Origin of the sequence: Paenibacillus durus ATCC 35681, assembly GCF_000993825.1 — a bacterium.
GTDB classification, from domain to species: Bacteria; Bacillota; Bacilli; order Paenibacillales; family Paenibacillaceae; genus Paenibacillus_AQ; species Paenibacillus_AQ durus_B.
Window position 1 is genome coordinate 5,141,139 of record NZ_CP011114.1, and the last position, 20,809, is coordinate 5,161,947.

The 20,809-nt window shown below is 46.8% G+C and carries 19 protein-coding genes, 1 tRNA gene, 4 pseudogenes and 1 riboswitch; of the genes and pseudogenes, 15 read left to right on the forward strand and 9 right to left on the reverse strand.

The features are described 5' to 3' along the window. Positions 1-548 precede the first annotated feature (548 nt). Entirely contained in the window at positions 549-1,103 is a 555-nt protein-coding gene (ssuE, locus tag VK70_RS24030) for an NADPH-dependent FMN reductase (RefSeq protein ID WP_025700479.1), read from the forward strand. Between the two features lie 248 nt (positions 1,104-1,351). Here the strand turns inward: ssuE and VK70_RS24035 are convergent, their stop codons facing one another. The 4 genes from VK70_RS24035 to VK70_RS24050 all read right to left on the reverse strand — a co-directional run bounded on the left by VK70_RS24035 (position 1,352) and on the right by VK70_RS24050 (position 8,293). Further along, positions 1,352-2,383, reverse strand: a complete 1,032-nt coding sequence (locus VK70_RS24035; protein WP_025700477.1) for a ribonucleotide-diphosphate reductase subunit beta — start codon at positions 2,381-2,383, stop codon at positions 1,352-1,354. Between the two features lie 255 nt (positions 2,384-2,638). After that, a complete protein-coding gene (locus VK70_RS24040) occupies positions 2,639-4,972 on the reverse strand; it encodes a ribonucleoside-diphosphate reductase subunit alpha (RefSeq protein WP_025700476.1) in 2,334 nt (777 codons plus the stop codon). Positions 4,973-5,795: 823 nt separating this feature from the next. Continuing rightward, positions 5,796-6,311, reverse strand: coding sequence for an anaerobic ribonucleoside-triphosphate reductase activating protein (nrdG, locus tag VK70_RS24045; protein WP_025695575.1), 516 nt, complete (start codon positions 6,309-6,311; stop codon positions 5,796-5,798). Continuing rightward, positions 6,308-8,293 (reverse strand): anaerobic ribonucleoside triphosphate reductase, encoded by a 1,986-nt coding sequence (locus VK70_RS24050; protein ID WP_025695576.1) that lies wholly within the window; start codon positions 8,291-8,293, stop codon positions 6,308-6,310. The genes nrdG and VK70_RS24050 overlap by 4 nt, the downstream gene beginning before the upstream one ends. 217 nt (positions 8,294-8,510) lie before the next feature. After that, positions 8,511-8,742, reverse strand: a riboswitch (cobalamin riboswitch). A gap of 293 nt (positions 8,743-9,035) precedes the next feature. Here VK70_RS24050 and VK70_RS24055 point away from each other — a divergent pair. From VK70_RS24055 to VK70_RS24060, 3 genes are all read left to right on the forward strand, one after another. Next, positions 9,036-9,344 carry an MTH1187 family thiamine-binding protein gene (locus VK70_RS24055; RefSeq protein ID WP_025695577.1) on the forward strand — a complete coding sequence of 103 codons (309 nt, stop codon included), beginning with the start codon at positions 9,036-9,038 and terminating at the stop codon, positions 9,342-9,344. A gap of 50 nt (positions 9,345-9,394) precedes the next feature. Further along, positions 9,395-9,544, forward strand: coding sequence for a hypothetical protein (locus VK70_RS28455; RefSeq protein ID WP_155986909.1), 150 nt, complete (start codon positions 9,395-9,397; stop codon positions 9,542-9,544). Between the two features lie 32 nt (positions 9,545-9,576). After that, positions 9,577-9,648: transfer RNA gene (locus VK70_RS24060), tRNA-Thr, on the forward strand. 246 nt (positions 9,649-9,894) lie between these two features. On the opposite strand, the gene VK70_RS24065 is transcribed toward VK70_RS24060, so the two are convergent. Both VK70_RS24065 and VK70_RS24070 read right to left on the reverse strand, forming a co-directional pair. Continuing rightward, positions 9,895-10,746 carry an SPL family radical SAM protein gene (locus tag VK70_RS24065; protein ID WP_025695578.1) on the reverse strand — a complete coding sequence of 284 codons (852 nt, stop codon included), beginning with the start codon at positions 10,744-10,746 and terminating at the stop codon, positions 9,895-9,897. 130 nt (positions 10,747-10,876) lie between these two features. Further along, positions 10,877-11,317, reverse strand: a complete 441-nt coding sequence (locus VK70_RS24070) for a YybH family protein (RefSeq protein WP_025695579.1) — start codon at positions 11,315-11,317, stop codon at positions 10,877-10,879. 154 nt (positions 11,318-11,471) lie between these two features. Between VK70_RS24070 and VK70_RS24075 the strand changes: the two genes are divergently transcribed. From VK70_RS24075 to VK70_RS24090, 4 genes are read left to right on the forward strand one after another with little or no spacing between them, the layout of a single operon-like run. Next, positions 11,472-12,365, forward strand: coding sequence for an AraC family transcriptional regulator (locus VK70_RS24075; protein ID WP_025695580.1), 894 nt, complete (start codon positions 11,472-11,474; stop codon positions 12,363-12,365). Between the two features lie 55 nt (positions 12,366-12,420). Further along, positions 12,421-13,749, forward strand: coding sequence for a replication-associated recombination protein A (locus tag VK70_RS24080; RefSeq protein WP_025695581.1), 1,329 nt, complete (start codon positions 12,421-12,423; stop codon positions 13,747-13,749). A 45-nt stretch (positions 13,750-13,794) separates the two neighbouring features. Further along, entirely contained in the window at positions 13,795-14,142 is a 348-nt protein-coding gene (locus tag VK70_RS24085; RefSeq protein WP_025695582.1) for an MmcQ/YjbR family DNA-binding protein, read from the forward strand. 35 nt (positions 14,143-14,177) lie between these two features. After that, positions 14,178-14,603, forward strand: a complete 426-nt coding sequence (locus VK70_RS24090; protein ID WP_025695583.1) for a MaoC family dehydratase — start codon at positions 14,178-14,180, stop codon at positions 14,601-14,603. A gap of 10 nt (positions 14,604-14,613) precedes the next feature. Here the strand turns inward: VK70_RS24090 and VK70_RS29110 are convergent. Continuing rightward, a pseudogene (locus tag VK70_RS29110) lies at positions 14,614-14,914 on the reverse strand (IS630 family transposase); the annotation flags it as partial. Between the two features lie 49 nt (positions 14,915-14,963). Beyond that, positions 14,964-15,101, reverse strand: a pseudogene (locus VK70_RS29620) (hypothetical protein); the annotation flags it as partial. A 6-nt stretch (positions 15,102-15,107) separates the two neighbouring features. Between VK70_RS29620 and VK70_RS24095 the strand changes: the two are divergent. The 4 genes and pseudogenes from VK70_RS24095 to lgt form a co-directional block, all read left to right on the forward strand. Further along, positions 15,108-15,920 carry a MerR family transcriptional regulator gene (locus tag VK70_RS24095; RefSeq protein ID WP_025695584.1) on the forward strand — a complete coding sequence of 271 codons (813 nt, stop codon included), beginning with the start codon at positions 15,108-15,110 and terminating at the stop codon, positions 15,918-15,920. Positions 15,921-15,984: 64 nt separating this feature from the next. Beyond that, the gene (locus VK70_RS24100; RefSeq protein WP_025695585.1) at positions 15,985-16,578 is read left to right on the forward strand and encodes an NAD(P)H oxidoreductase; all 594 of its coding nucleotides are present in this window, start codon (positions 15,985-15,987) and stop codon (positions 16,576-16,578) included. 42 nt (positions 16,579-16,620) lie between these two features. Further along, positions 16,621-16,956, forward strand: a pseudogene (locus VK70_RS27545) (MmcQ/YjbR family DNA-binding protein). 57 nt (positions 16,957-17,013) lie between these two features. Continuing rightward, positions 17,014-17,929: pseudogene (gene lgt / locus VK70_RS24105) on the forward strand (prolipoprotein diacylglyceryl transferase); the annotation flags it as partial. 340 nt (positions 17,930-18,269) lie between these two features. Here the strand turns inward: lgt and VK70_RS27550 are convergent. Continuing rightward, positions 18,270-18,440, reverse strand: a complete 171-nt coding sequence (locus VK70_RS27550) for a helix-turn-helix domain-containing protein (protein WP_233277731.1) — start codon at positions 18,438-18,440, stop codon at positions 18,270-18,272. Positions 18,441-18,642: 202 nt separating this feature from the next. On the opposite strand from VK70_RS27550, the gene VK70_RS24110 reads away from it, so the two are divergent. The 3 genes from VK70_RS24110 to VK70_RS24120 all read left to right on the forward strand — a co-directional run bounded on the left by VK70_RS24110 (position 18,643) and on the right by VK70_RS24120 (position 20,688). Then, positions 18,643-18,837, forward strand: a complete 195-nt coding sequence (locus tag VK70_RS24110) for a hypothetical protein (RefSeq protein WP_046724529.1) — start codon at positions 18,643-18,645, stop codon at positions 18,835-18,837. 256 nt (positions 18,838-19,093) lie between these two features. Further along, a complete protein-coding gene (locus VK70_RS24115) occupies positions 19,094-19,978 on the forward strand; it encodes a hypothetical protein (protein WP_025695371.1) in 885 nt (294 codons plus the stop codon). A 206-nt stretch (positions 19,979-20,184) separates the two neighbouring features. Next, positions 20,185-20,688: a PTS sugar transporter subunit IIA gene (locus VK70_RS24120; RefSeq protein ID WP_025695372.1), complete on the forward strand. Its 504-nt coding sequence runs from the start codon at positions 20,185-20,187 to the stop codon at positions 20,686-20,688. The last annotated feature ends 121 nt before the right edge of the window (positions 20,689-20,809 follow it).

A 20,809-nucleotide genomic window follows, 5' to 3' on the forward strand; every position in this document is an offset into this window, starting at 1 on the left:
TGGCGCGTTAGGACATGTTTCTTTGGGAGCGTCCGTCTGGCTGGCAAAACAGCTCAAGTGCAGTTTTTTTCATCGAAAGCGTCGGTTATCAGGAAGTTCCTGAAATTGTGCAGGGATTTCAACTGCGCGGAGTGAATTTGAGGTTGAGCAAGCCCCAAAAAATGCACATTTACAGGCGTGTTACCCGTGGCTGCTTCAAATGGAAAAAAAGATGCACTATTTCAGGTTTCCTACCCTATCCTGCTCACCCGTGTCTCATTGAAGTTCGTATCGCATGGGTAGGTTTGCCCGCCGCTCCGGTTGAAGCCGTAAACCCTTCTTTCTTGCGGAGTATTATTCCAGAAGAGGTTTGCCGAATTCGAACAGCTGTGCGGTAATTGATGCTTAAAGGAGCCCTCGTTAAGATCTCATTATTTGCCGGCGCTTTCCATGCTTTAGAGCTCATCCGCGTTGACATGGGCAGGCTCCCTTTGTTACGATAATTTAAATTTAAGTTATTTGTCGTGTTTGCGGGGCCTTTGCTCCCTGACTGACAGAAGAGGTGGAAAGTGGCTAAGATTGCAGTGATTAATGGAACGCCGTCGCTCGTATCGCGCATCAATGCGGTGATCGAGTATGCAGAGAACGTGCTTGGCGGCAAAGGATTTGAGGTCGAGCGGATCAATGTGGCGGAGCTGCCGCCGGAAGATCTGATTCATACGAAGTTCGAGAGCGAAGCGATTGTCAAAGCGAACGGCCTCGTGGCGGAAGCGGACGCTCTGATCATTGTAAGTCCGGTATATAAGGCTTCCTATACGGGGGTCCTCAAGACATTTCTGGATCTGATTCCTCAAAAAGGGCTTGCCGGAAAAATCGTGCTTCCACTCTTTATGGGCGGCAGCCTTGCGCACCTGCTCACGATTGATTATGCGCTGAAGCCGGTATTGTCCGTGCTGGGCGCGCGCCATATCCTTGGCGGCGTGTACGCGGTTGACTCCCAGGTCGTGCGTAATGATGCCGGAGCGGTGGAGATTGCCGAAGAGCTGCGCCTGCGTCTGGACAACGCGCTGGGTGAGTTTGCGGAAGAAGTGGAGCATAAGGCGGCCCGTAAGGCGCGCTCGTAGTTGATTCGAATGACTTTGGAAAATGGAAAAAGCAGCAAATCTCCAATAATGCGGAGACTTGCTGCTTTTCGTTTTTTTGTCCGCTGGGGTCCGCCGAATCAAGGTTCGAACAGGAGCACCATATTTTTCTTAATCCGGCCAAGGCTAGGCCATTCGATACCAAGAAGCGCCAAAGCTCTCAAATCTATTGAGGCAGGTGGCTTTTTTGTCTGAAATATAAGCATGTCTCAGCGGAGCGCTTACGATTCTTACAGATCGTCAAACCCGTTGTCGTCGCCCACCTTGCCGTAGTTGCGGGACTTGGCTTCGAAGAAGTCGGTCTTCGTCGCGTTCAGCGCCTCATCGGAGAAAGGCTTGATCCACGGCATGCAGTTCACATCCACACCCGGGTACGCTTTGTCCAGTCCCATCAGGGTGAGGCGCTTGTTGGCGATATATTTGATGTAGTCGCTAAGTTCGCGAAGGTCGATGCCGCGCACCTCTTGCAGCGTATAATGCGCCCAGTTTGTCTCAAGGGCAACGGCCCGGTCGATGGTCCGGTACACATAATCCATATTTTCCTTGGTGTTCAGCTCCGGGAAGTCCTCAAGCAGCTGCTTGAACACTTCAGCGAAGAAGTAGCAGTGCTGGTTCTCGTCGCGCTGGATGTAGGAGATCATCTGGCTGGTCGCCATCATTTTCTGGTCGCGGGCCAGGTTGTAGAAGAAGGCGAATGTGCTGTAGAAGAAAATACCCTCCAGAATCAAATCGGCCACCAGCGCCTGGAAAAAGCTCTGCCGCGACGGGTTATCGCGGAACTCCTGGTAAATCTCCGAAATGAATTGGTTGCGTTCCAAGAGAACGGGATCATGCTTCCAGTATTCGAAAATCTCCTTCTGCTCCCGCTCGGAAACGATCGAGGAGAGGACGTAGGAATACGACTGGTTATGCACGACCTCCTGCTGCCCGATGATCGCCGAAATTGCCTCCAGGGAAGAGTCGGTAAAATACCGCTTCACGTCGCCGACGAACATCGTCTGCATCGAATCGAGCACGGCGAGCAGGGAGATGTTAATCTTGAACACGCGCTGCTCTTCCGCATCCAAGAGCGGGAACTGCTGGGCGTCCTTGGACATCGGGATCTCATCGGCGATCCAGTGGTTCAGCAGCAGCACCTTGTACAGCTTGTACATGTGCGGCATGCGGATGTCGTTCCAGTTCAGAATGCCGGAGCATTCGCCTTCGATAATGCGGGTGGATTGGTTGGGGGCTTCGGTGTTGAATATTTTTTGCAGCTGCATGGCTGGTCACTCCTTGATTACCTTATCTTCTGCGAAGCTGAAAATAGCTGCTCGCAGAGTTAGTTGAATGCTCGGCACGGGTTCGCACCTACAGGGAATGCTTGAGCTTCCGATCACTGTTATCCTCAGATTTTTTGATTGATCCACCCAGCGGGTGAAAATCCGAGGATAAAGGCGACCGCTGGCGCTTCTCCAGCTTCAAGCTTCCCCTCCGGTGCTCGTTGCCAAGCTTTGGTTAAATGGTACGCTAAATTTTCAGCTTGCGCAGGACTCGCATTCTTCGATGGTCAGCGCGCGGCTGCGCACGTAATAGGTCGATTTGAGACCGCCCTTCCAGGCGTTCAGGTGCAGGTCCAGGAACTCGGTCGCCTTGATGTCCGGGCGCACGTACAGATTGAAGCTTTGTCCCTGGTCAACATGGCGCTGGCGGGCCGAAGCCATACGGATCGACCAGTTCTGATCGATCAGGAACGCCGTTTTGTAATACCAGATCGTCTTCTCGGACAGGTCGGGCGCCGGGTTGGCGATTTTATACGTCGTCTTCTCCTCGTAGGAGAGAAGGTCATAGAGCGGGTCGATGCTGGCCGTCGAACCGGCGATGATCGACGTCGAGCCGTTCGGTGCGATCGCGAACATCCAGGCGTTGCGGACGCCGTCCCGTGCGACCTCTTCCTTCAGCGCGCGCCACTGCTCGGTCGTGACGAATTTGCCTTCGCGCTCGCCGCTGGTGTAGCCGCGCAGTTCAAAGTACGCGCCCGTCTCCCAGTCAGAGCCGGCAAACTTCTTATACCGGCCCTTCTCGCAGGCCAGCTCCATGCTGGAGCGGACTAGCAGGTAGTTAATGTGCTCGTACAGATGGTCGTTGTACTCAACGGCTTCCTCGGATTCCCAGCGGATGCCTTCCAGCGCAAGCAGGTGATGCAGGCCGAAGGTACCGAGGCCGACGGCGCGATACTGGCTGTTCGTATACTGCGCCTGTAGCACTTCGATATTGTTAATGTCGATGACGTTGTCCAGCATGCGAACCTGAATTGGAATAAGACGTTCCAGCACCCCGGCCGGAACCGCGCGGGCGAGATGGATCGAGTTCAGGTTGCAAACGACGAAGTCGCCGGGGATTTTGGAGATGACGATCCGGGTCTGGCCGTCCTTCGTCACAAGCTCCTCCTGCTCAACTACAGTCGCGGATTGATTTTGCATAATTTCCGTGCAGAGGTTGGAGGAGAATACCATGCCCTTGTGGCGGTTCGGATTGGCCCGGTTGACCGTGTCGCGGTAGAACATATACGGCGTTCCGGTCTCGAGCTGCGATTTCATAATCCGCTTCATAATGTCGATGGCCGGAACGGTGATGCGGGTCAGCTCCGGGTGGGCGGACGCTTCGGCATATTTCTCGCGGAAGGTCCCTTGCCCGAACTCCTCGTCGTAGAAGTCTTCCAGGCCAAGGGCACGGCCGTTCGCGTCCTTCCAGCCCATGACCTTCTTCACTTCATGCGGGCAGAACAGATTCCACTGTCCCCGTGCCTCCACGGCTTCCATGAACAGGTCGGGCAGGCAGACGCCGTGGAAGACGTCATGGGCGCGCATGCGCTCGTCGCCGTTGTTCAGCTTGAGGTCCAAGAAGGCGAGAATGTCCTTGTGGAACACGTCGAGGTAGACGGCGATCGCGCCTTTGCGGGTGCCGAGCTGGTCGACGCTGACGGCGGTATTGTTCAGCTGGCGAATCCAAGGGATGACGCCGGAGCTAGTGTTCTTGTGGCCGCGGATATCGGAGCCGCGGGCGCGCACCTTGCCAAGGTAGGCGCCGATACCGCCGCCCATTTTGCTGAGACGGGCCACGTCCGTATTGGAATCGAAGATGCCCTCCAGCGAGTCGTCGACGGTGTCGATGAAGCAGCTGGACAGCTGGCCCGCAACTTTTTTGCCCGCGTTGGACATGGTTGGGGTGGCTGCGGTCATGTAGATGTTGCTCATCGCCCAGTAGGCTTCCTTCGCCAGCTCCAGACGCTTCTCCGCAGGCTCCTGATGCATCAGGTACATGGCGATGATCATGTAGCGCTCCTGCGGAAGCTCCATAACGCGCCCGTCGAAATCGCGGGCCAGATAGCGGTCGGACAGCGTAAGCAGCCCGATGTAATCGAACAGCAGGTCGCGCGACGGGTCGATGCAGGCTCCCAGCTCTTCGATCTGTTCCTTCGTGTAGGCGGTTAGCAGTTCCTCGCGGTACACGCCTTTTTTGACGAGACCTTCAATCAGCGGATACAGCGCACCGTACGGCTCGTCCGGGTAGGCTTTGTAGCGGCGGTTTACTGCTGCTTTTTTGTAGAGGGAGGTCAGCAGGGAGCGGGCGGCGGCGAATTTCCAGTCCGGTTCTTCCTTGGTAACCAGCTCCAGAGCGCTCATCGTAAAAGCACTACTGATCTCCTCGCCGCTGACCTCGTCGCGTCGCAGCTTGGCATTCACGCCGCGCAACAGCGTTTCCTTATTTAGGTTGTCCAGTCCGCTTAAGACTCGGTCGGCATAAACGGAAAGACGCATTTCATCAAAGGCAAGCTGACGGTTGTCGGGTTTCACTACGAGTTGGGGCATTCGGATCGCTTCCTTTCACGGTGTAAATGATTTATGAGATAAATGGTTATAGGGTGTTAATGAATAAGGGAAATAATAAGTATGAATGCGGCCTCCCTACGGATAGCCGAAGTGTGTATATTTAATTTTCAATATCAAAAATTGATATATTTAAGCGCATAATGGGGCCCGGGTCCAGGCTGCTCAACGGGAATTTCTCCCGCTTAAAAGGCCTGAAACGAGCGTGACATTTAGTTGAACTGGAAATCCTCCCTCATAATTTGCCGTTTGCGTCTAAAAGGCGGGAAAACGGACAAATAAGCTGGAGAATTTCCGTCTTAATTACTTGAATACAGTTATATGCTAAAAATAGACGGGAGAAATTCCCGCATATTCGCTATGCAAGGTTGAAGCAGGGGTCAAGTAAGGTTGAAGCAGGGTCCAAAGGTCGAAGCAGGGTCCAAAGGTCGAAGCAGGGTCCAAAGGTCGAAGCAGGGTCCAAAGGTCGAAGCAGGGTCCATACAAGGGCCAGGCGGCGAAAATCCGGTTTAATTGATGACACAGTAATTCCAGCCAAAGAGATCGGAGGGCTGCCTCATATGAAGGACTGGCCCAATGCAGTGTCCGGGCTATCCAAGGCCCTGGTCATTCGAGACTCCGGCCCATCAAGAGACTCCAGTTTACCCAGGGCTCCTGCCCAACTTGTGCCTTGGCTCATCAAGAGCTTCCGGTCTATCCATAGCTCCGGTTCAACTCGTGCCCCGGCCTATACGCTTGTCCCGTCGGTTCAGCTTCCGTCACCAACCCGCCGGGAGTTCTCGTACGGCCGCTCCGAGGCCCGGGTTTACAGCAAAGCCGGCTGCCACAACACGGCCTCAGCGCTGGCAAGGCTGGCCTGAACGTCGATAATCCGCTGATTGGAACTGCCCCGGAACCGAAGGGTGGTATCCTTCAGGGCTTCCACGAAGCGTCCGTCAATCAGCACCTGGCAGAGCGACAGCAGCGTCCATTCCGGCGATCCCGGCATGGACGTGAGCTCTTCATAAGTGTAGCCGGTGTAGATCCACACTGGAAACTCCGGCAGCGCCGCGCGTACCTCGCGGATAAATTCCGCAGACTCCTCCGCCGAGAAAAAAGGATCGCCGCCCGCCAGCGTCAGACCTTCCAGCAGCGGATTAGCCGCCATTTCGCTGATGATCTGCCGCCTGCGCTCCGGTGTGAAGGGCTCGCCGTAACCGAAATTCCAGGTCTCGGGATTGAAGCAGCCCGGGCAGCGGTGGCGGCACCCGCTGATGAAAACGACGGCGCGCAGGCCTTCGCCCTCATTAATCGACTCCGGGTAGTAGCCGCAAATATTCATAGATGCTTAACCCGGTCCCTGACCTCGGCTTGCTTGGCCGCATTGAAGCGGGTCTGGTAATCGCCGGTCAGGTAGCCGGTAACCCGGCGCAGGCGGCGGATGTGAACCTCCTGCTCATGAGCGCCGCAGGAAGGGCAGTTCGTGCCGATCACGCCTTCGTATCCGCAGTCGGAGCAGCGGTCAACAGGGTGGTTGATGCTGAAATAGCTGATATTTTTCTCCAGGGCGTAACGGATGATTTTGACAAAAGCCGCCGGATTACTGCGCGCATTGCCGTCCAGCTCGACATAGGAAATCGCACCGGCGTTGCAGTAATCATGAAACGGCGCTTCCAGCTTGATCTTGTTCGCCGCCCCCGTCTGGTAATAGACCGGAACGTGGAACGAATTCGTATAATACTCGCGGTCGGTAACGCCTTCGATTGCGCCGAATTCCTTGCGGTCGATCTTGGTGAACTTGCCGGACAGGCCTTCCGCCGGAGTGGCGAACAAGGTAATGTTCAGATCCAACTCCTCGCTCTTGCGGTCGCAGAACTCGCGCATATGCCGCACGATGGCGAGCGCTTTGTCGTACACTTCCAGGTCTTCGGCGTGATGCTTGCCGTACATCGCCTTCATGCATTCAGCCATCCCGATGAAGCCGATCGACAGGCTGCCGTGCTTCAGCAGTTCTTTTACCGGTTCTTCCGGTGCAAGGGTCTCTCCGCCTTCCCATACGCCCTCGCGCATCATGAAGTCGGATGCTTTCGCTTTTTGCGCCCCCTGGATACGGAAACGGTGAAGCAGACCTTCCAGAGCAATTTCCATATAATGATCGAGATCCGCGTAGAAGCCTTCTTCGTCCGCTGCTTGGCGCAGGCCCGTTACCGTTCCGTTCTGGATGCCGAGCCGGACGAGATTCAGCGTATTGAACGACAGATTACCCTTGCCGGAGCAGTGATTGCGTCCGAAGCGGTCTCCCAGCACCCGGGTGCGGCAGCCCATCGTCGCGAATTCGGTATCCGGGTCCGCCGGATCGTAATACATCAGGTTCAGCGGAGCGTCCAGATTCGCAAAATTCGGATACAGCCGCCGCGCCGAGCATTCCGCCGCTTTTAGGAACAGCTCGTAGTTGGGATCGCCCGGTTGCTGGTTGACACCTTTTTTACACTTAAAAATCTGAATCGGGAACACCGGCGTCTCGCCGCTTCCCAGCCCGTTCATCGTTGCCGTCAGCAGGCAGTTGATCACAAGCTGTCCCTCGGGTGAGGTGCAGGTGCCGTAATTGATGCTCGTGAACGGAATTTGCCCGCCCGCTCTGGAGGACATCGTGTTGAGATTATGTATGAGGCTCTCGGCCCCCTGGAGCGTCTCGCTCTCCGTTTCCTTCATCGCGTAGCGGTACGCCTTAGGATATTTTTCTTCCAGATCGGTCCGGCTCATTGTAATTTCCCCGAGCTCTTCCCCGGCTTGTCCTTCTTCGAAATAATCCAGGCCCTTGCGGAACAGCTTGGCAAAAGACTTGGCCACATAGGGGGCGAGATCATGGTCGAGCTTGCTTCCCGACACGCCGCCGTACTGCGCATTTTGCTGGGATTGAAAAATAATCGCCGTAAGCGCCATAGCCGTCATGATGGAGTTCGGAGGGCGGACGCTGCCGTTGCCGGTATTAAAGCCCTGCCGGAGCAGCTTGTCGAACGGGATAAAAATGCAGTTCGTCGTTCCGATGGCATATTGGTCCAGATCATGCACATACACGGCATTATCCTTGATAGCTTTCACTAACTGAGGCGGCATGGTGAAGCTGCGGGCATACCATTTGGAATACTCGCTGCCGAATTTGCTCATCTTGCCGGAGAAGCTTTCCCCGTTCAGATTCGCGTTCTCCCTCAGCAGGTCTAGATCTCGGCTGTCGATAATATCGCGTCCTAGACCGATAACTTCCTCCAACAGAATTTCGTTCGCGCTTTGCCCTTCGGCTTGCCGTGTCTCCAGCAGCGTCATTGTGCAGTTCTCCTCTCCGTTACATCCCAGGCCTAAATTTAATCTTGGTAATTGAACATTTTGCAAAAATACGAATTTAAAAAGGCATCTCCCGCATGAAGAACGCAGGAAATGCCCGTATGCGAGTGCGAGTGGGACATTCTAAAAATGCCCGCCACCTGATTAACAAGCTGCATGCGGTCACCGCTCCTGTTCCTCGCAGGGGCTTTCACTTTAATGGTGTCGCTGGAAACAGGCAGGTCTCCTGGCTTCCGTCTGTTCTTTCGGCGCCTTCCCAAGAGCCGCTTCCTGCGCTCCAAGTGGCTTATGCCGGAAGATGCCGCCCAAGTCCTCATCTGAGGGCCGGGCATCCGGTTACAGTGGCGGGACCGCAGCGGATTCGCACCGCGCTTCCCTATTAAGCTGAACTTCCCGTAAGAGAGTCAAGCACCTGGTTCCACTATATTTTGTTGTTGTTTATCTAAGATAACCCAATATATTGTATCTGTAAACATATTTTTTGAGATTCTGATATCCACAGAACATCCACAAACGGTCCACAGGTAATCCACAAATTCATCCACAAATGCCCTGCCGGAGTGAGGTGGTGAGAGGAATTTCGATGTTTTTTGTTCCCCGGGGGGTCTCCGGTGCGGATGGAGTGAGAGATGCGATTTGTAGCCCGGCTTCCCAGTTGCTACAATATAGGAAAGCTGTATATTGGCGTTTCCCAAAGTGCAGCATGGAAAGGGAGGGTATTCAAATGGCTATTGCCGAAATTACCGTTATACCGATCGGAACCGGCAGCACCAGTCTTAGCAGCTATGTCGCAGGTATGCATCGCGCGCTGGAGGGTGTGGAGGGCATAACCTTTGAGCTTACATCCATGGGTACGATTATCGAGGGGCCGTTGCCGTGCATTCTGGCCGCTGCCCAGGTCCTGCATGAAGCGCCGTTCGCCAATGGCGCCCAGCGCGTGTCCACCTCGCTCAAAATCGACGACCGCCGCGACAAGGCGGCCAGCAGCCGGCAGAAGCTAGAGTCGGTGGAGCGCAAGCTGAGCGGGGAGTAGGGGGAGGCAAGGCGCCCGCGCTTTCGCGGATAGGAGTCGCTTGCTGGGCGATGGCAAGCGGTCAAGGCAAGCCGCTGGGCGAGAACGGCGAAATGCCTTCCCAATTTCAGTGGGAAGGCATTTCTTGCGCGCAAAACGCGGATGCACAGCAAAGCGGGGGAGCGAAAAAGAGTTGCTTTTTTTCACCAAATCAGGTATAATAGCTTCTGTTGTGACGGAAAATTCATATCATGCTGGTGTAGCTCAGGGGTAGAGCAACGCACTCGTAATGCGTAGGCCGGGGGTTCAATTCCCTTCACCAGCATCTGTAATAATGCGATAATAGCGCGGGTTCCGAGGTTTTGGGGCCTGCGCTATTTTTCATAAAATCGCCTCTCATCTACCATTCATCTACCCTGTACTCGACTAAAGTGTTTATCCGTTATTTAGAACTCTCTCTTTGGCAGTTAATTTTTTTCTGGTCATCGTCTTTTGGTTTATTTTTTTCCAGTTACCATTCTTCATTAAAATTTTATTGCAACAAGAGCCTATTAATACTGAGAGTTATAGCTTAATTAAACGTACATATTTTGCCTTTCAGAGGATACTTTTTACTAGAAGACAAGAATACAGTCCTTTCATTAAATTGCTTAATAAAATAATTATACGTTTTTAAGTGAATATCAGGCTGATACCATTTAGAGAACCCATTTTTCTGAAATATTAAAGGCATACCCAGCCGTTTAGATCGTTCCCCTTTCAAACCATCTCCAATGTTCAGTGAGTCAATATAAATTCGATCAACAATCCCCTGTAGTCTTTTAGGGAAATCAGGAGTGAATGGCAAAAGCGGAGAAATGGATGCCTGCGTAGCAATTCCCGTAGCATGAACATCTTCGAGGGCTTTTAAGCGCAAGTTGATTCCTGGAGCTAAAGGTGCAAAAAGTCGCTTTATATCTTCTCGGTCTGTTTCAATAGTCATAGAAACTAATAATTCACAACGTTGTTGCAATTCTAAAAGTAAATCGAGGTCTCTAACCACCAGAGGACTTCTTGTTTGGATTTGAAGGAAATCCGGCGGAGATTCAATCATCTCCGTTAATATTTTTCTTGTTATTTCGACCTTACGCTCAATGGGTTGGTACGGGTCTGTTGCAGTAGACATGAAAATGTTGATAGGTTTATTTCTTCCACGAAGACTATTAATTTCTTTATTATAGTTTTCAGCAGCGTTAAGTTTAATATTAATCCATTCTCCCCAAGGAATATCTTTGTATTTTTGAATGGGCATTTCTCTAACATAGCAATAACTACATCCAAAAGCACAACCACTGTAAGGGTTCAAAGAGTGAGTAAATCCAACAGTAGATTCTCCTTTGGTTTCGCTCAAAATTTTTTTTGCCATCGTATCATTAATCTGCATGTTGGATACCCCTCATTCTAGGTACTTACATAAATGCAATTCTCCACAGAAACTCCCTTCACCAGTTCAACTGATAAAGGGAGTTTTCATTAATAACTTATAGTAAGAGATGTGTTTTGTGTTAATCCATTTAGAACGCGTTAGGACCCGATATAATCGCAGGATGGCGGACAAAAGACCAATGAGCATTTACTGTACGCCATTCACCATCAATCAGACGAAAAACTGCAGTAGAATTCCAGAAAGTTTGAAGTTGTTCTTCTCCATTTTCTCCTGCTACGAAATTGCGTAAATTGTAACTCAATACAGCCCAATCACCAGCTTCACTAACAGCGACATCTGGATTGAGATATTCACTCCGGATAATGTTAGGATTTTTATAGAGTGACAAAATATGTTCTCTCACTGCTGCATTACCTACAACAAGTTTTTCAGTCACAGGATCGAAGTAAGTAATGTCATCACTGTAACTATCCAGGTACCCATGGCAGTCTCCTTGATTCCACCGCTCATTATTGGCACGTTCTATACTCAATACAGCTTCAGCTACTTCTTTGATATTTACACTCATTTTTTTGCTCCTTTTCTTTAGGGCTTTTCTTTAGGCCCTGTGAAGTGATATGATCATTTTAGGCCAACGATCCCAATTGATAAAGGCCAAATCAGGACTATGAATGATACTTTTCGGACATTGGTATGATTTTAGAATAAAGGGGATTTACGTAGTGGTTCGCATATCAAAGCAGAAAATGAATATAGAACGTCTCAAATATCAACCTGTATTACCGTATCCATACGATTTGGAAATTTTTCGTGTCTCTGATCTTAAACAGCGGACGCCGAAAGAAAAGATGCATATAACCTATAGATATGAATTCTATATGCTTATATGTGTTACTCAAGGTGAGTGTATACAATGGGTCGATTTTGAGCCGATTTCCTGTAGCACAGGAACCTTACTTGCCATATCCCCAGGTCAAGTTCATAATTTCGGACATGACGAGGATTGGGATGGATGGATTATTTTGTTTCGTTCGGAGTTTCTTATTCCTAACACATCAACATTAAATGAGCTTAAACTAGCTTTTGATTTTGGAAGGCTACCAAACATTCTAAATTTAAATAATAATGAGTTGCGTCGTGGGATCGTTTCAATCGAACGAATGATTGAAGACTCGTTGATTGAAGAGGCAGAAGAGGATGTTCATATGTTGTTACGTTACCAACTTTATGCATTTGTGACTTGGCTCAATATTCTTCATAAACACAAACAGAAGCATGACATAATACATTCTCAAACATCGCTGCGTTTTACAAGCTTCCAGAAACTCGTTGAGAAATACTTTGCTAAATTGAGCCATGTCAGTGAATACGCTATTCGTCTAGACTGCACGGAAAAAACTCTGACTCGAGCAACTATGGCAGCAGTTGGAATAAGTGCCAAAGCTTTTATCTCGGCCCGGATTAATCTTGAAGCGAAACGGTTGCTGGTGCATACTGACTATTCTATTAGCGACATTGCGGAAAAGCTTAATTTTAAGGAAGCCACCCACTTTAGTAAATTCTTTAAACGTGAAACAGGTTGTACACCCGCAGAGTTTCGACAGCAGCTTATATAAATCAACATTCATATGTATGGTAGTTATTTAATACGTTGTTTGAGGAAGTGATTTTATGATTCAAGGATCGTTATTTGATGACGAGTATGATCAGGGACGGCCTTTAGCAAATCGGGTACGTCCACAAAATCTAGAAGAATTTGTAGGTCAAAAACATTTGCTTGAGCCCGGAAAAGTATTACGTGAAATGATTGAGAATGATCAAGTTTCGTCTATGATTTTTTGGGGGCCACCAGGAGTGGGAAAGACTACGTTAGCTAAAATAATTGCCAATCAAACCCAATCTAAATTTATTGATTTTAGCGCTGTAACTAGCGGTATCAAAGATATTCGTAATGTCATGAAAGAAGCTGAAGAAAACAGGCAATTAGGCGAGAAAACACTTTTATTTATTGATGAAATTCATCGTTTTAACAAAGCACAGCAGGATGCCTTTCTGCCTTATGTGGAAAAAGGAAGCATTATATTGATTGGAGCAACAACCGAAAATCCATCGTTTGAAGTAAATTCAGCCTTGCTTTCTCGTAGTAAAGTATTTGTTCTTCATCAGCTCAATCATGCAGATATTTTAGAGCTATTGCAAAAAGCATTAGCAAACCCGAAAGGGTTTAATAATCAATCGATTGAGATCGAAGACGGCGTTTTATCAGCGATTGCTGAATATTGCGATGGAGATGCCAGAGTAGCTTTAAACACACTAGAAATGGCTGTATTACACGGGAAAAAATCAGATGGAGCAATTGTAGTGAATAAAAACGATTTAGTACAAATGTTAAATCGCAAGTCATTGTTATATGATAAAAATGGTGAGGAACATTATAACATCATATCTGCTTTGCATAAGTCGATGAGAAATAGTGATGTTAATGCTGCAATTTACTGGTTATCGCGCATGTTGGAGTCTGGAGAAGATCCATTATTTATTGCTCGAAGATTGGTCAGATTTGCAAGTGAAGACGTTGGTTTAGCAGACAACCGAGCTTTGGAGATAGCAGTAGCTGTATTCCAGGCTTGCCAGTTCATTGGTATGCCGGAGTGCGATGTACATCTAACCCAAGCTGTCATTTATCTCGCCTTGGCCCCGAAGTCCAACGCAGCTTATTTGGCCTATAGAGCTGCCAAAAAAGACGCCCTGCATTCCATAAATGAACCCGTTCCCTTACAATTACGAAATGCTCCGACTAAATTGATGAAAGAACTAAATTACGGGAAAGGTTATAAATATGCCCATGATACCCAAGAAAAATTAACAATGATGCAGACAATGCCAGATTCTCTCATCGGACGGGAATATTACCACCCCACTATACAAGGATCTGAAATGAATTTTAAACAACGGATGGAAGAAATTTCAGCATGGTATGCAAGCACCAAAGAAACCTAATTGCGTTTAATGTATAGATGATCCAAAGAATCGAGGTAATTCGACATGACAATAGAAGAAATTACGGAGCATTGCTTATCATACCCAAGTTCATATGAAGATCACCCTTTTGGAGACGGATGGACTGCGATGCGACATCAAGGGAACAAGAAAATTTTTGCCTTGATATACAATCATGATGGGCGTCTTTGCGTCAACCTAAAATGCCCCCCTGATCATGCTGATTTTTTACGAAAAGCGTTTGAAGAGGTAAAACCTGGTTATCACATGAACAAGGAACATTGGAATACAGTAATATTAGATGGTGATCTACCAGAAGATGAAATTCACGATATGGTGCATCATAGCTTCGAATTGACCAAGCCAAAACGCTCCAAAAAACATACTAGCTAGAGAATAAATCTCTGATCTGTTTCGAGAGGTGTAATATGAAGTTTAATGAATTCTTTGTAGGGCAGCGGTTTGAGACTGATTCTATAAAAGTAACCAAAGAAAAAATTATGGAATTTGCATCTGAATTTGATCCTCAGTACATGCATTTGGATGAGAAGAAAACTCAGGAAGGCATGTTTGGAGGAATTATTGCTTCAGGAATCCAAACATTAGCCCTAACATTTAAACTATGGGTAGAGTATGGTTTATACGGTGAAGATGTAGTGGCCGGCACTGCTATGGACAATATCCGATTTATAAAACCTGTATACCCTGATGATGAGTTACATGTAGTTGTTGAAGTCATTAGTCTAGAAGATAACCGAAAGAATACAGGAATTGTAACTGTGAATTTATCTACTTTTAATCATACAACTCAAAAAGTTTTTGAAGGGAATCTTTCCGTGATAATAAAAAAATAACGTAGTCTTTTCGAGCTTCATTCAATAGTTGGTACGGTTTTTCGTCCATGCAGATCACAGGACAGGATGGGTCATAGGGCAACAGGTAAAGCTCAAGCACATCTTCCATCGCGGCGACAAACGCGGCATTCTGCTCTGGTGGAATACACCAGCATCTACGAAGATGGGGTTTGAGTTCGTTTTTTTAAAATACGGTCCACGGTATCGTAAGAAATGCTGTCGATGTAGTTCAGTTCTACGGCTTTGTCGGCAAGCATCCGCAGCGACCAGCGGCTTTTCCCCTCTGGAGGTGTGCTGCAGCTCAGCGTAACGCTTCCGGACCAAATGCACGGTGTTGGTATGAATGGTTAGCCGCTCGGCGATTTCGGCATCGGAGAGTTTGCCGCCAGCTCGGTTTTCATCGGTCCATAGCAGGATTTGAGCACGTCTTAAGGAACGTGCCGCTACCTTTCCTTTGCTATTCAATTGGATTAAGTAGCCATAAGAAAGTAGGGGCAAATAACTATGAATACGATGTTTAGGATAGGAGAAATTTCAAAATTATTTGGTATTCCGCAACAAACCTTAAGGTATTACGATAAAATTGGGCTTTTTTCTCCAGCACACGTTAATCAAGAAACAGGATATCGTTATTACACACTCAGTCAATTACAACAATTGCACCATATTAAAATTTTAAAAAGCATTAATCTGTCCATCTCAGAAATAAAGGATTTGGGTGGGGATGATTGGGATTTAAACAAACTGGACATATTGTATTCAGCACAGATTGACCAAATTGAACGAAGCATCAAGGAATTAACTAAATTAAAAAGGGGAATCCAGACAAGACAAGGCATTTTTAAGACCCTGAGATCACATCCGAAAAATGAGATTATGACTTCTGAATTTCAAGAAAGGATTATTTATAGTAAAGCTGTGAATGTCTTCTCAACAAGAGACCAGGAAACAGAGTACTACAAATCGTTCATCTCATTACCAAACTCCTTAGATTATATTAATGTAAGTCCAGGATTTATTGTGGAAAAACCCCAATTTCTAAAAAACCAATTTCTTGCATCTTATTTGTTTCTTGAAGATCCTTCAATTGTACCAGAAGGTTTCAAAGAAATTCGTTTGTCAAAAGGAATTTATTGTTCCTTATACATTGAGGATAGCTACTCAAAATCAAAAACATATTACAGGAAATTTAAGGATTTCATAAATAACAACAACATTACATTACTTAGTGATGTTTATGAGTTTTGCTATACTGTACTACCTAATAACAAGAACGACAACAGTTCATGGGGGATAGTCGCTCAAATTAATCCTTGACTCTACAATGTTTGTAGGGTTTAACCTTTCATTAAACCGCAAAGAAAGGATGTATAAAAACATAATGAAAGTGCTAATTGTTGTAGCTCACCCCAGAAATGATTCCTTAACTATGATTATTGCGAAGCGATTAATTAGCGGTATTGAAGCAGCTGGTAACAAATATGAATTGTTAGACCTATACCAAGAAAAGTTTAACCCTGTTCTGCTAAGCCCAGACGAACCTGATTGGAATAATCCAGATAAGGAATACTCCGATGAGGTCGTTCGTGAGATGCATAGAATTAAATCCAGCGATGCTCTTGTCTTTGTATTTCCGGTGTGGTGGTATAGTGTTCCCGCCATTATGAAGGGTTACCTTGATCGGGTTTGGAATTTTGGTTTTGCATATGGAGACTCAAAAAAGCTTCCGGTACAGCAAATTAGATGGATTGCTTTAACTGGGTTTACGCAAGCGAAATTAGAAAAACGTAATTATCATCAAATGATGGAGCATTACTTTAACATCGGCTTAGCCGGCTTTGTTGGTGTGGGAGATTCAAAAGTACATTTTATGACAAACACTTTAGGGGAATTTGATGATCATGTTGAGCAGAACAAAGAAATTCTCTTTAATAATCATCTTGATGAGGCTTATAAAATTGGATTTCAGTTATAAATAATATTTACTCTTACTCGAAGTGACTTGGGAGGGCTGCAAATGACATTAGAAGAGATTATAGAGTATTGTTTGTCTTATCTAAACTCATAAGAGAGTCATCCATTTGGAAATGGATGGACTGCGATTCGCCATAAAGGAAGTACAAAATTATTTGCTCTCATTACAGAGTATGATGGCCATTTAATTGTAAACCTTAAATGCGCCCCTGAACGTTCCGAACTACTGAGACAACAATATGTAGAAATTTTGCCTGCTTATCACATGAATAAAGAGCACTAGAATACTGTCATTTTGGATGGCGAACTAGAAAAAGAGGACATATACAATATGGTCAAACATAGTTTCGAATTAACTAAGCCGAAAAGACCTAAATAAATGACAGCTAAGCTTGAAAAAATGTAATAGATGCATTGGGAGTGTGAAACAAAAGTGATGTATTTGCAATTGAGTAAAGTTACCTTCTCAATAGGGGAATAAAGAGATACACTGGTACGGTTTAATTCTTGGTATGGCTGCGTTAGATGGGTTGCTATTCGTAATCCATGAAGGCAAGCGGAAATTTAATATTCCTCAGGAATTATTCATGGACATGCTTTTGTTAGGATTACCTTCTGCTATCATTGGTGCTCGTATATATTATGTAGCATTTAAATGGGAAGATTACAGAGATAACTTCTGGGGAGTTTTTAAAATATGGAATGGCGGTATTGCAATCTTTGGTGCATTAATAGGTGCGATTATATTCGCTATTATTTTTTTTCGGCGAAAAGGGCATAACTTCTGGCGCATGGTCGATATTTGTGCGCCTGGGTTAATTGTAGGCCAATTGATTGGTCGATGGGGAAACTTTGTTAATCAGGAAGCTTACGGCGGAACTGTAGAAGAGTCTTTCCTCCAAGACAAGCTGCATTTGCCTGACTTCGTTGTCAATCAGATGAATATTGACGGAGTATTTCATCATCCTACGTTTCTGTATGAATCTTTCTGGAATTTGGTTGGCCTGGTTTTGTTGCTGATCTTGCGGAGACAAAAGTTTTTGCGATCTGGCGAACTATTTATGTCTTATTTCATTTGGTATTCCATCGGGCGTTTCTTCATCGAGGCATTGCACACAGACAGCTTGGGCTTTCAGGCTCCACACTGGCTCGCTTATGTGGTTAACGGATTGTGGTCGCCGATGACGTCCTTCGGTTTTAAACAAGGATATCTTGATCCTGTTTATGGAAACGTAAGAATTTCGCAATTATTGGCTATCGCCATAATTATTATTGCAGTAACATTCATTGTCGTAAGACGAGTCACTGGTAAAGCTGATGAACGTTACAGTGACCCGATTGTATCAAATAAGGTGGCACCAACACGTACTTTATAACTGGTGGTATTCGTGGGAATTGCAGAAGGCATTAAAGTAGCACAATGTTCGTTTTGTGGCCAATGAACAAGGCGAGTTCATCTCTTGTTACAAGATCTACTTCCGGGGCTACCAGGCTGACGGATACACATCCGAGTTGGGCGTAACATTATAGGATAAACATAAAATAAGTTGACCCCGCCGAGTTATCTGGCGGGGCATTTTATATAGCTATTATTCTTGGGCCTTATTGCTCCAATATCCATCTAAATTTCAATCCACGCACTCCATACACAGTGTCACTATAAAATACGCCCCAATTTATAGAACGCGCATTTTAAATTTCTTTGTTTTCTTCCAATTCAAATACAACTACTTCATGCAAAGGGACATTGAAATGTCGGCACGTTTTTTCTAATACTTCCATAGAAACATATTGATCCTTCCCAAGTTTCGCGAGTGTTGCAGTAGATAGCCCGAGTGCTTCACGGTATTCAGTCCTGGACATTTCTCTGTCAATAGCAACCTCCAGAGTGGCTTGTAAGAGAATCCCATATTCATGTTCCTTTCATACTGTTTGTTTATGTAATAAAACAATATATTTATAAAAGCAAATAAAATGTTTGACTTATTTTTACCATTGCATAAAGAACGAATGTTCGCATATAATACAAACAAACGTTCTTATTTTGGAGGCGAACAATGTGAAGATGAGTGTGGGTCACACCATCGAAATCGTATATATGGACCGGTCCGGAAAGATTACGCAGCGGAAGATCGAGGTCAAGGGTATCCGCGACGGCCGGATTCGGGCGACCTGCCTTACAACCGGCGCGCCGCGCGTGTTTTTGGCGAGCAGCATCCTCGCCTGGCAGCCGGCGGGAACGCGGCATGCTGTCGGATAGCGTACGTAAAATCCTGACTGACCATGTAGTGGTAAGCCGGAGATCGGTAAATCTATGATTTTATACCTATGACAAAATCACCAACCCCCGCTCCAAGGCCCGAAAGTATGATGAAAATCTGATTCTTATTAACTATTTCCGATAAATATCCGATTAATTAATAGAAAGGGAAAAATAGGATGGTTGCTTTTTATCTGCAATTATGCTGTGAAAGTTGAGTTACATAAGTTCAAAATTATGTTAAGGTGGGGTTGTAGTGAATAAGTTATTCAAGTCTGTTATGTGTTTGGTTGTGATGGTAGTACTGTTATTCCCTGTAAGTGCGTTTGCGGCCGATAAGAAGCTGGAGTCGGTTGTGGATTTTACCGGCTTTAATACTACATTGACTGTCGGTGAGACCGCTGGTTTTAGCTCGCTTATTCATGTTTCAAGCATGTCGGAGATTGGAGGTTATGACTATGTTCCGGTGTCTTCCGATACTTCGGTGCTTCAGGTGGAGCCGATATCAACGTATTATTCACATATTCATGCGGTTGGAGCCGGTACAGCGACTTTGACGGTTGACGTAGGGCATGGGTATGCACCGTACACTGTAACGATTAAAGTGGTGGGTTCCCAAGACAGCGTAAATCATTCTGCCGAGGACAGTACCAATAATGATCCCGTGGATTATACCGCCTCGGACGATTACTATGGGACAGACGGAGATTATACAGATGGTGACGCTAATGAAGTGATGCTTGATGCCTTGATTAAATATCTTAACCAAATGGCACTGTTGGAGAAGTATGAGAAGTCAGCATTATCGGCGTACAACAAGTATCGGGTAGTGACTCCGTCCAACCGTAAGCAAGCTTTTTTAGCGTTCAACAACGTGATCGTCCCCAATTACACCAAACTTGTAGTGGGCGTAAAAAAGGTTGTGCCGTCGAATGAAGAATTGGCTGTCATTCATAGCTATTATCTCTCCGGCGCCAAGCTCCAGCTCGAAGGATTGACCATGATGAAGAGCTCATTATACAGTACGAAAATTGACAATAAAAAGTTTGCAAATGCCAATAAGAAGATAGCTGCGGGTATCGCGCTGTTTAACAAGGCCGAGGCAAAAATAAATGAATACACGTCCAAATACGGCGGTTAATCAAACGGCCTCTTCCTGAGCATCTTGGTTAGGCGGAATATGCGCGGTTTCCCGAAGTTTGGGGCCGCGTTTTTTGTTTGGTCAGGTCCAAATAGCCATAGCGGAAACTCCTTCTATTGTAGGCAATGACTCTTTACAATTTGTATATCAGCAGTTTAGGAAATTTGGCCGGATAGCTTTATTTAGCGTGACGGGAGGTACCGGACATGTTTGAATTCGCCAAAAAGAAAAAATCCGCCAGGCTTATCGAGCTTGAGGCTCCATTAAAAGGAAAGACGCTGACGCTGGCAGAAGTTCCGGACCCGGCATTTTCAGGCGGCACTATAGGGAAAGGGAGAGCGATCCTGCCCTCGGAAGGCAAAGTAACGGCGCCTTGTCCGGGAACGGTCGTCCATATAATGGAGAAGAGCAAGCACGCGCTGCTGCTCGAACATGAAACCGGTATTCTGATATTGATTCATGTCGGCATTGAAACGGTATCGTTAAAGGGAGAAGGCTTTTACTCCTGTGTGAGTGCAGGCGATAAAGTAAGCACCGGCCAGACGCTGCTGGAGTTCAACCTGGATGTCATTGCAAAAGCGGGGTTGTCCCCGATCACTCCAATTATCATACCTGACGGTCAGGACTTGATTGAAAGTGTGGAGTTGAGCGATGATATGGCCTCCCGGGTGAATGAATCTTTTATCCGGATTTGGCTGAAGAATCTATAGAAACAAAGGCAGGATGAATATCCTGGCCTATCCACATTACGACGCGGTTTTCCCGGTTTCGGGGACTGCGTTTTGTATTTTTCCGGCATTTATCGGCGCGCTTGGCGGATTACAAGGCTTT

Excerpts from the sequence above, each read along its gene's own strand:
- VK70_RS24080 (WP_025695581.1), top strand. The coding sequence starts at position 12,421 with ATGATTCAAGGATCGTTATTTGATGACGAGTATGATCAGGGACGGCCT.
- VK70_RS24050 (WP_025695576.1), bottom strand. The coding sequence starts at position 8,293 with ATGACGCTGCTGGAGACACGGCAAGCCGAAGGGCAAAGCGCGAACGAA.
- VK70_RS24110 (WP_046724529.1), top strand. The coding sequence starts at position 18,643 with ATGAGTGTGGGTCACACCATCGAAATCGTATATATGGACCGGTCCGGA.
- VK70_RS24100 (WP_025695585.1), top strand. The coding sequence starts at position 15,985 with ATGAAAGTGCTAATTGTTGTAGCTCACCCCAGAAATGATTCCTTAACT.
- VK70_RS24040 (WP_025700476.1), bottom strand. The coding sequence starts at position 4,972 with ATGCCCCAACTCGTAGTGAAACCCGACAACCGTCAGCTTGCCTTTGAT.
- VK70_RS24055 (WP_025695577.1), top strand. The coding sequence starts at position 9,036 with ATGGCTATTGCCGAAATTACCGTTATACCGATCGGAACCGGCAGCACC.
- VK70_RS24095 (WP_025695584.1), top strand. The coding sequence starts at position 15,108 with ATGAATACGATGTTTAGGATAGGAGAAATTTCAAAATTATTTGGTATT.
- VK70_RS24090 (WP_025695583.1), top strand. The coding sequence starts at position 14,178 with ATGAAGTTTAATGAATTCTTTGTAGGGCAGCGGTTTGAGACTGATTCT.
- VK70_RS24065 (WP_025695578.1), bottom strand. The coding sequence starts at position 10,746 with ATGCAGATTAATGATACGATGGCAAAAAAAATTTTGAGCGAAACCAAA.
- nrdG (WP_025695575.1), bottom strand. The coding sequence starts at position 6,311 with ATGAATATTTGCGGCTACTACCCGGAGTCGATTAATGAGGGCGAAGGC.
- VK70_RS28455 (WP_155986909.1), top strand. The coding sequence starts at position 9,395 with ATGGCAAGCGGTCAAGGCAAGCCGCTGGGCGAGAACGGCGAAATGCCT.
- VK70_RS24085 (WP_025695582.1), top strand. The coding sequence starts at position 13,795 with ATGACAATAGAAGAAATTACGGAGCATTGCTTATCATACCCAAGTTCA.
- VK70_RS24035 (WP_025700477.1), bottom strand. The coding sequence starts at position 2,383 with ATGCAGCTGCAAAAAATATTCAACACCGAAGCCCCCAACCAATCCACC.
- VK70_RS27550 (WP_233277731.1), bottom strand. The coding sequence starts at position 18,440 with ATGTCCAGGACTGAATACCGTGAAGCACTCGGGCTATCTACTGCAACA.
- VK70_RS24070 (WP_025695579.1), bottom strand. The coding sequence starts at position 11,317 with ATGAGTGTAAATATCAAAGAAGTAGCTGAAGCTGTATTGAGTATAGAA.
- VK70_RS24120 (WP_025695372.1), top strand. The coding sequence starts at position 20,185 with ATGTTTGAATTCGCCAAAAAGAAAAAATCCGCCAGGCTTATCGAGCTT.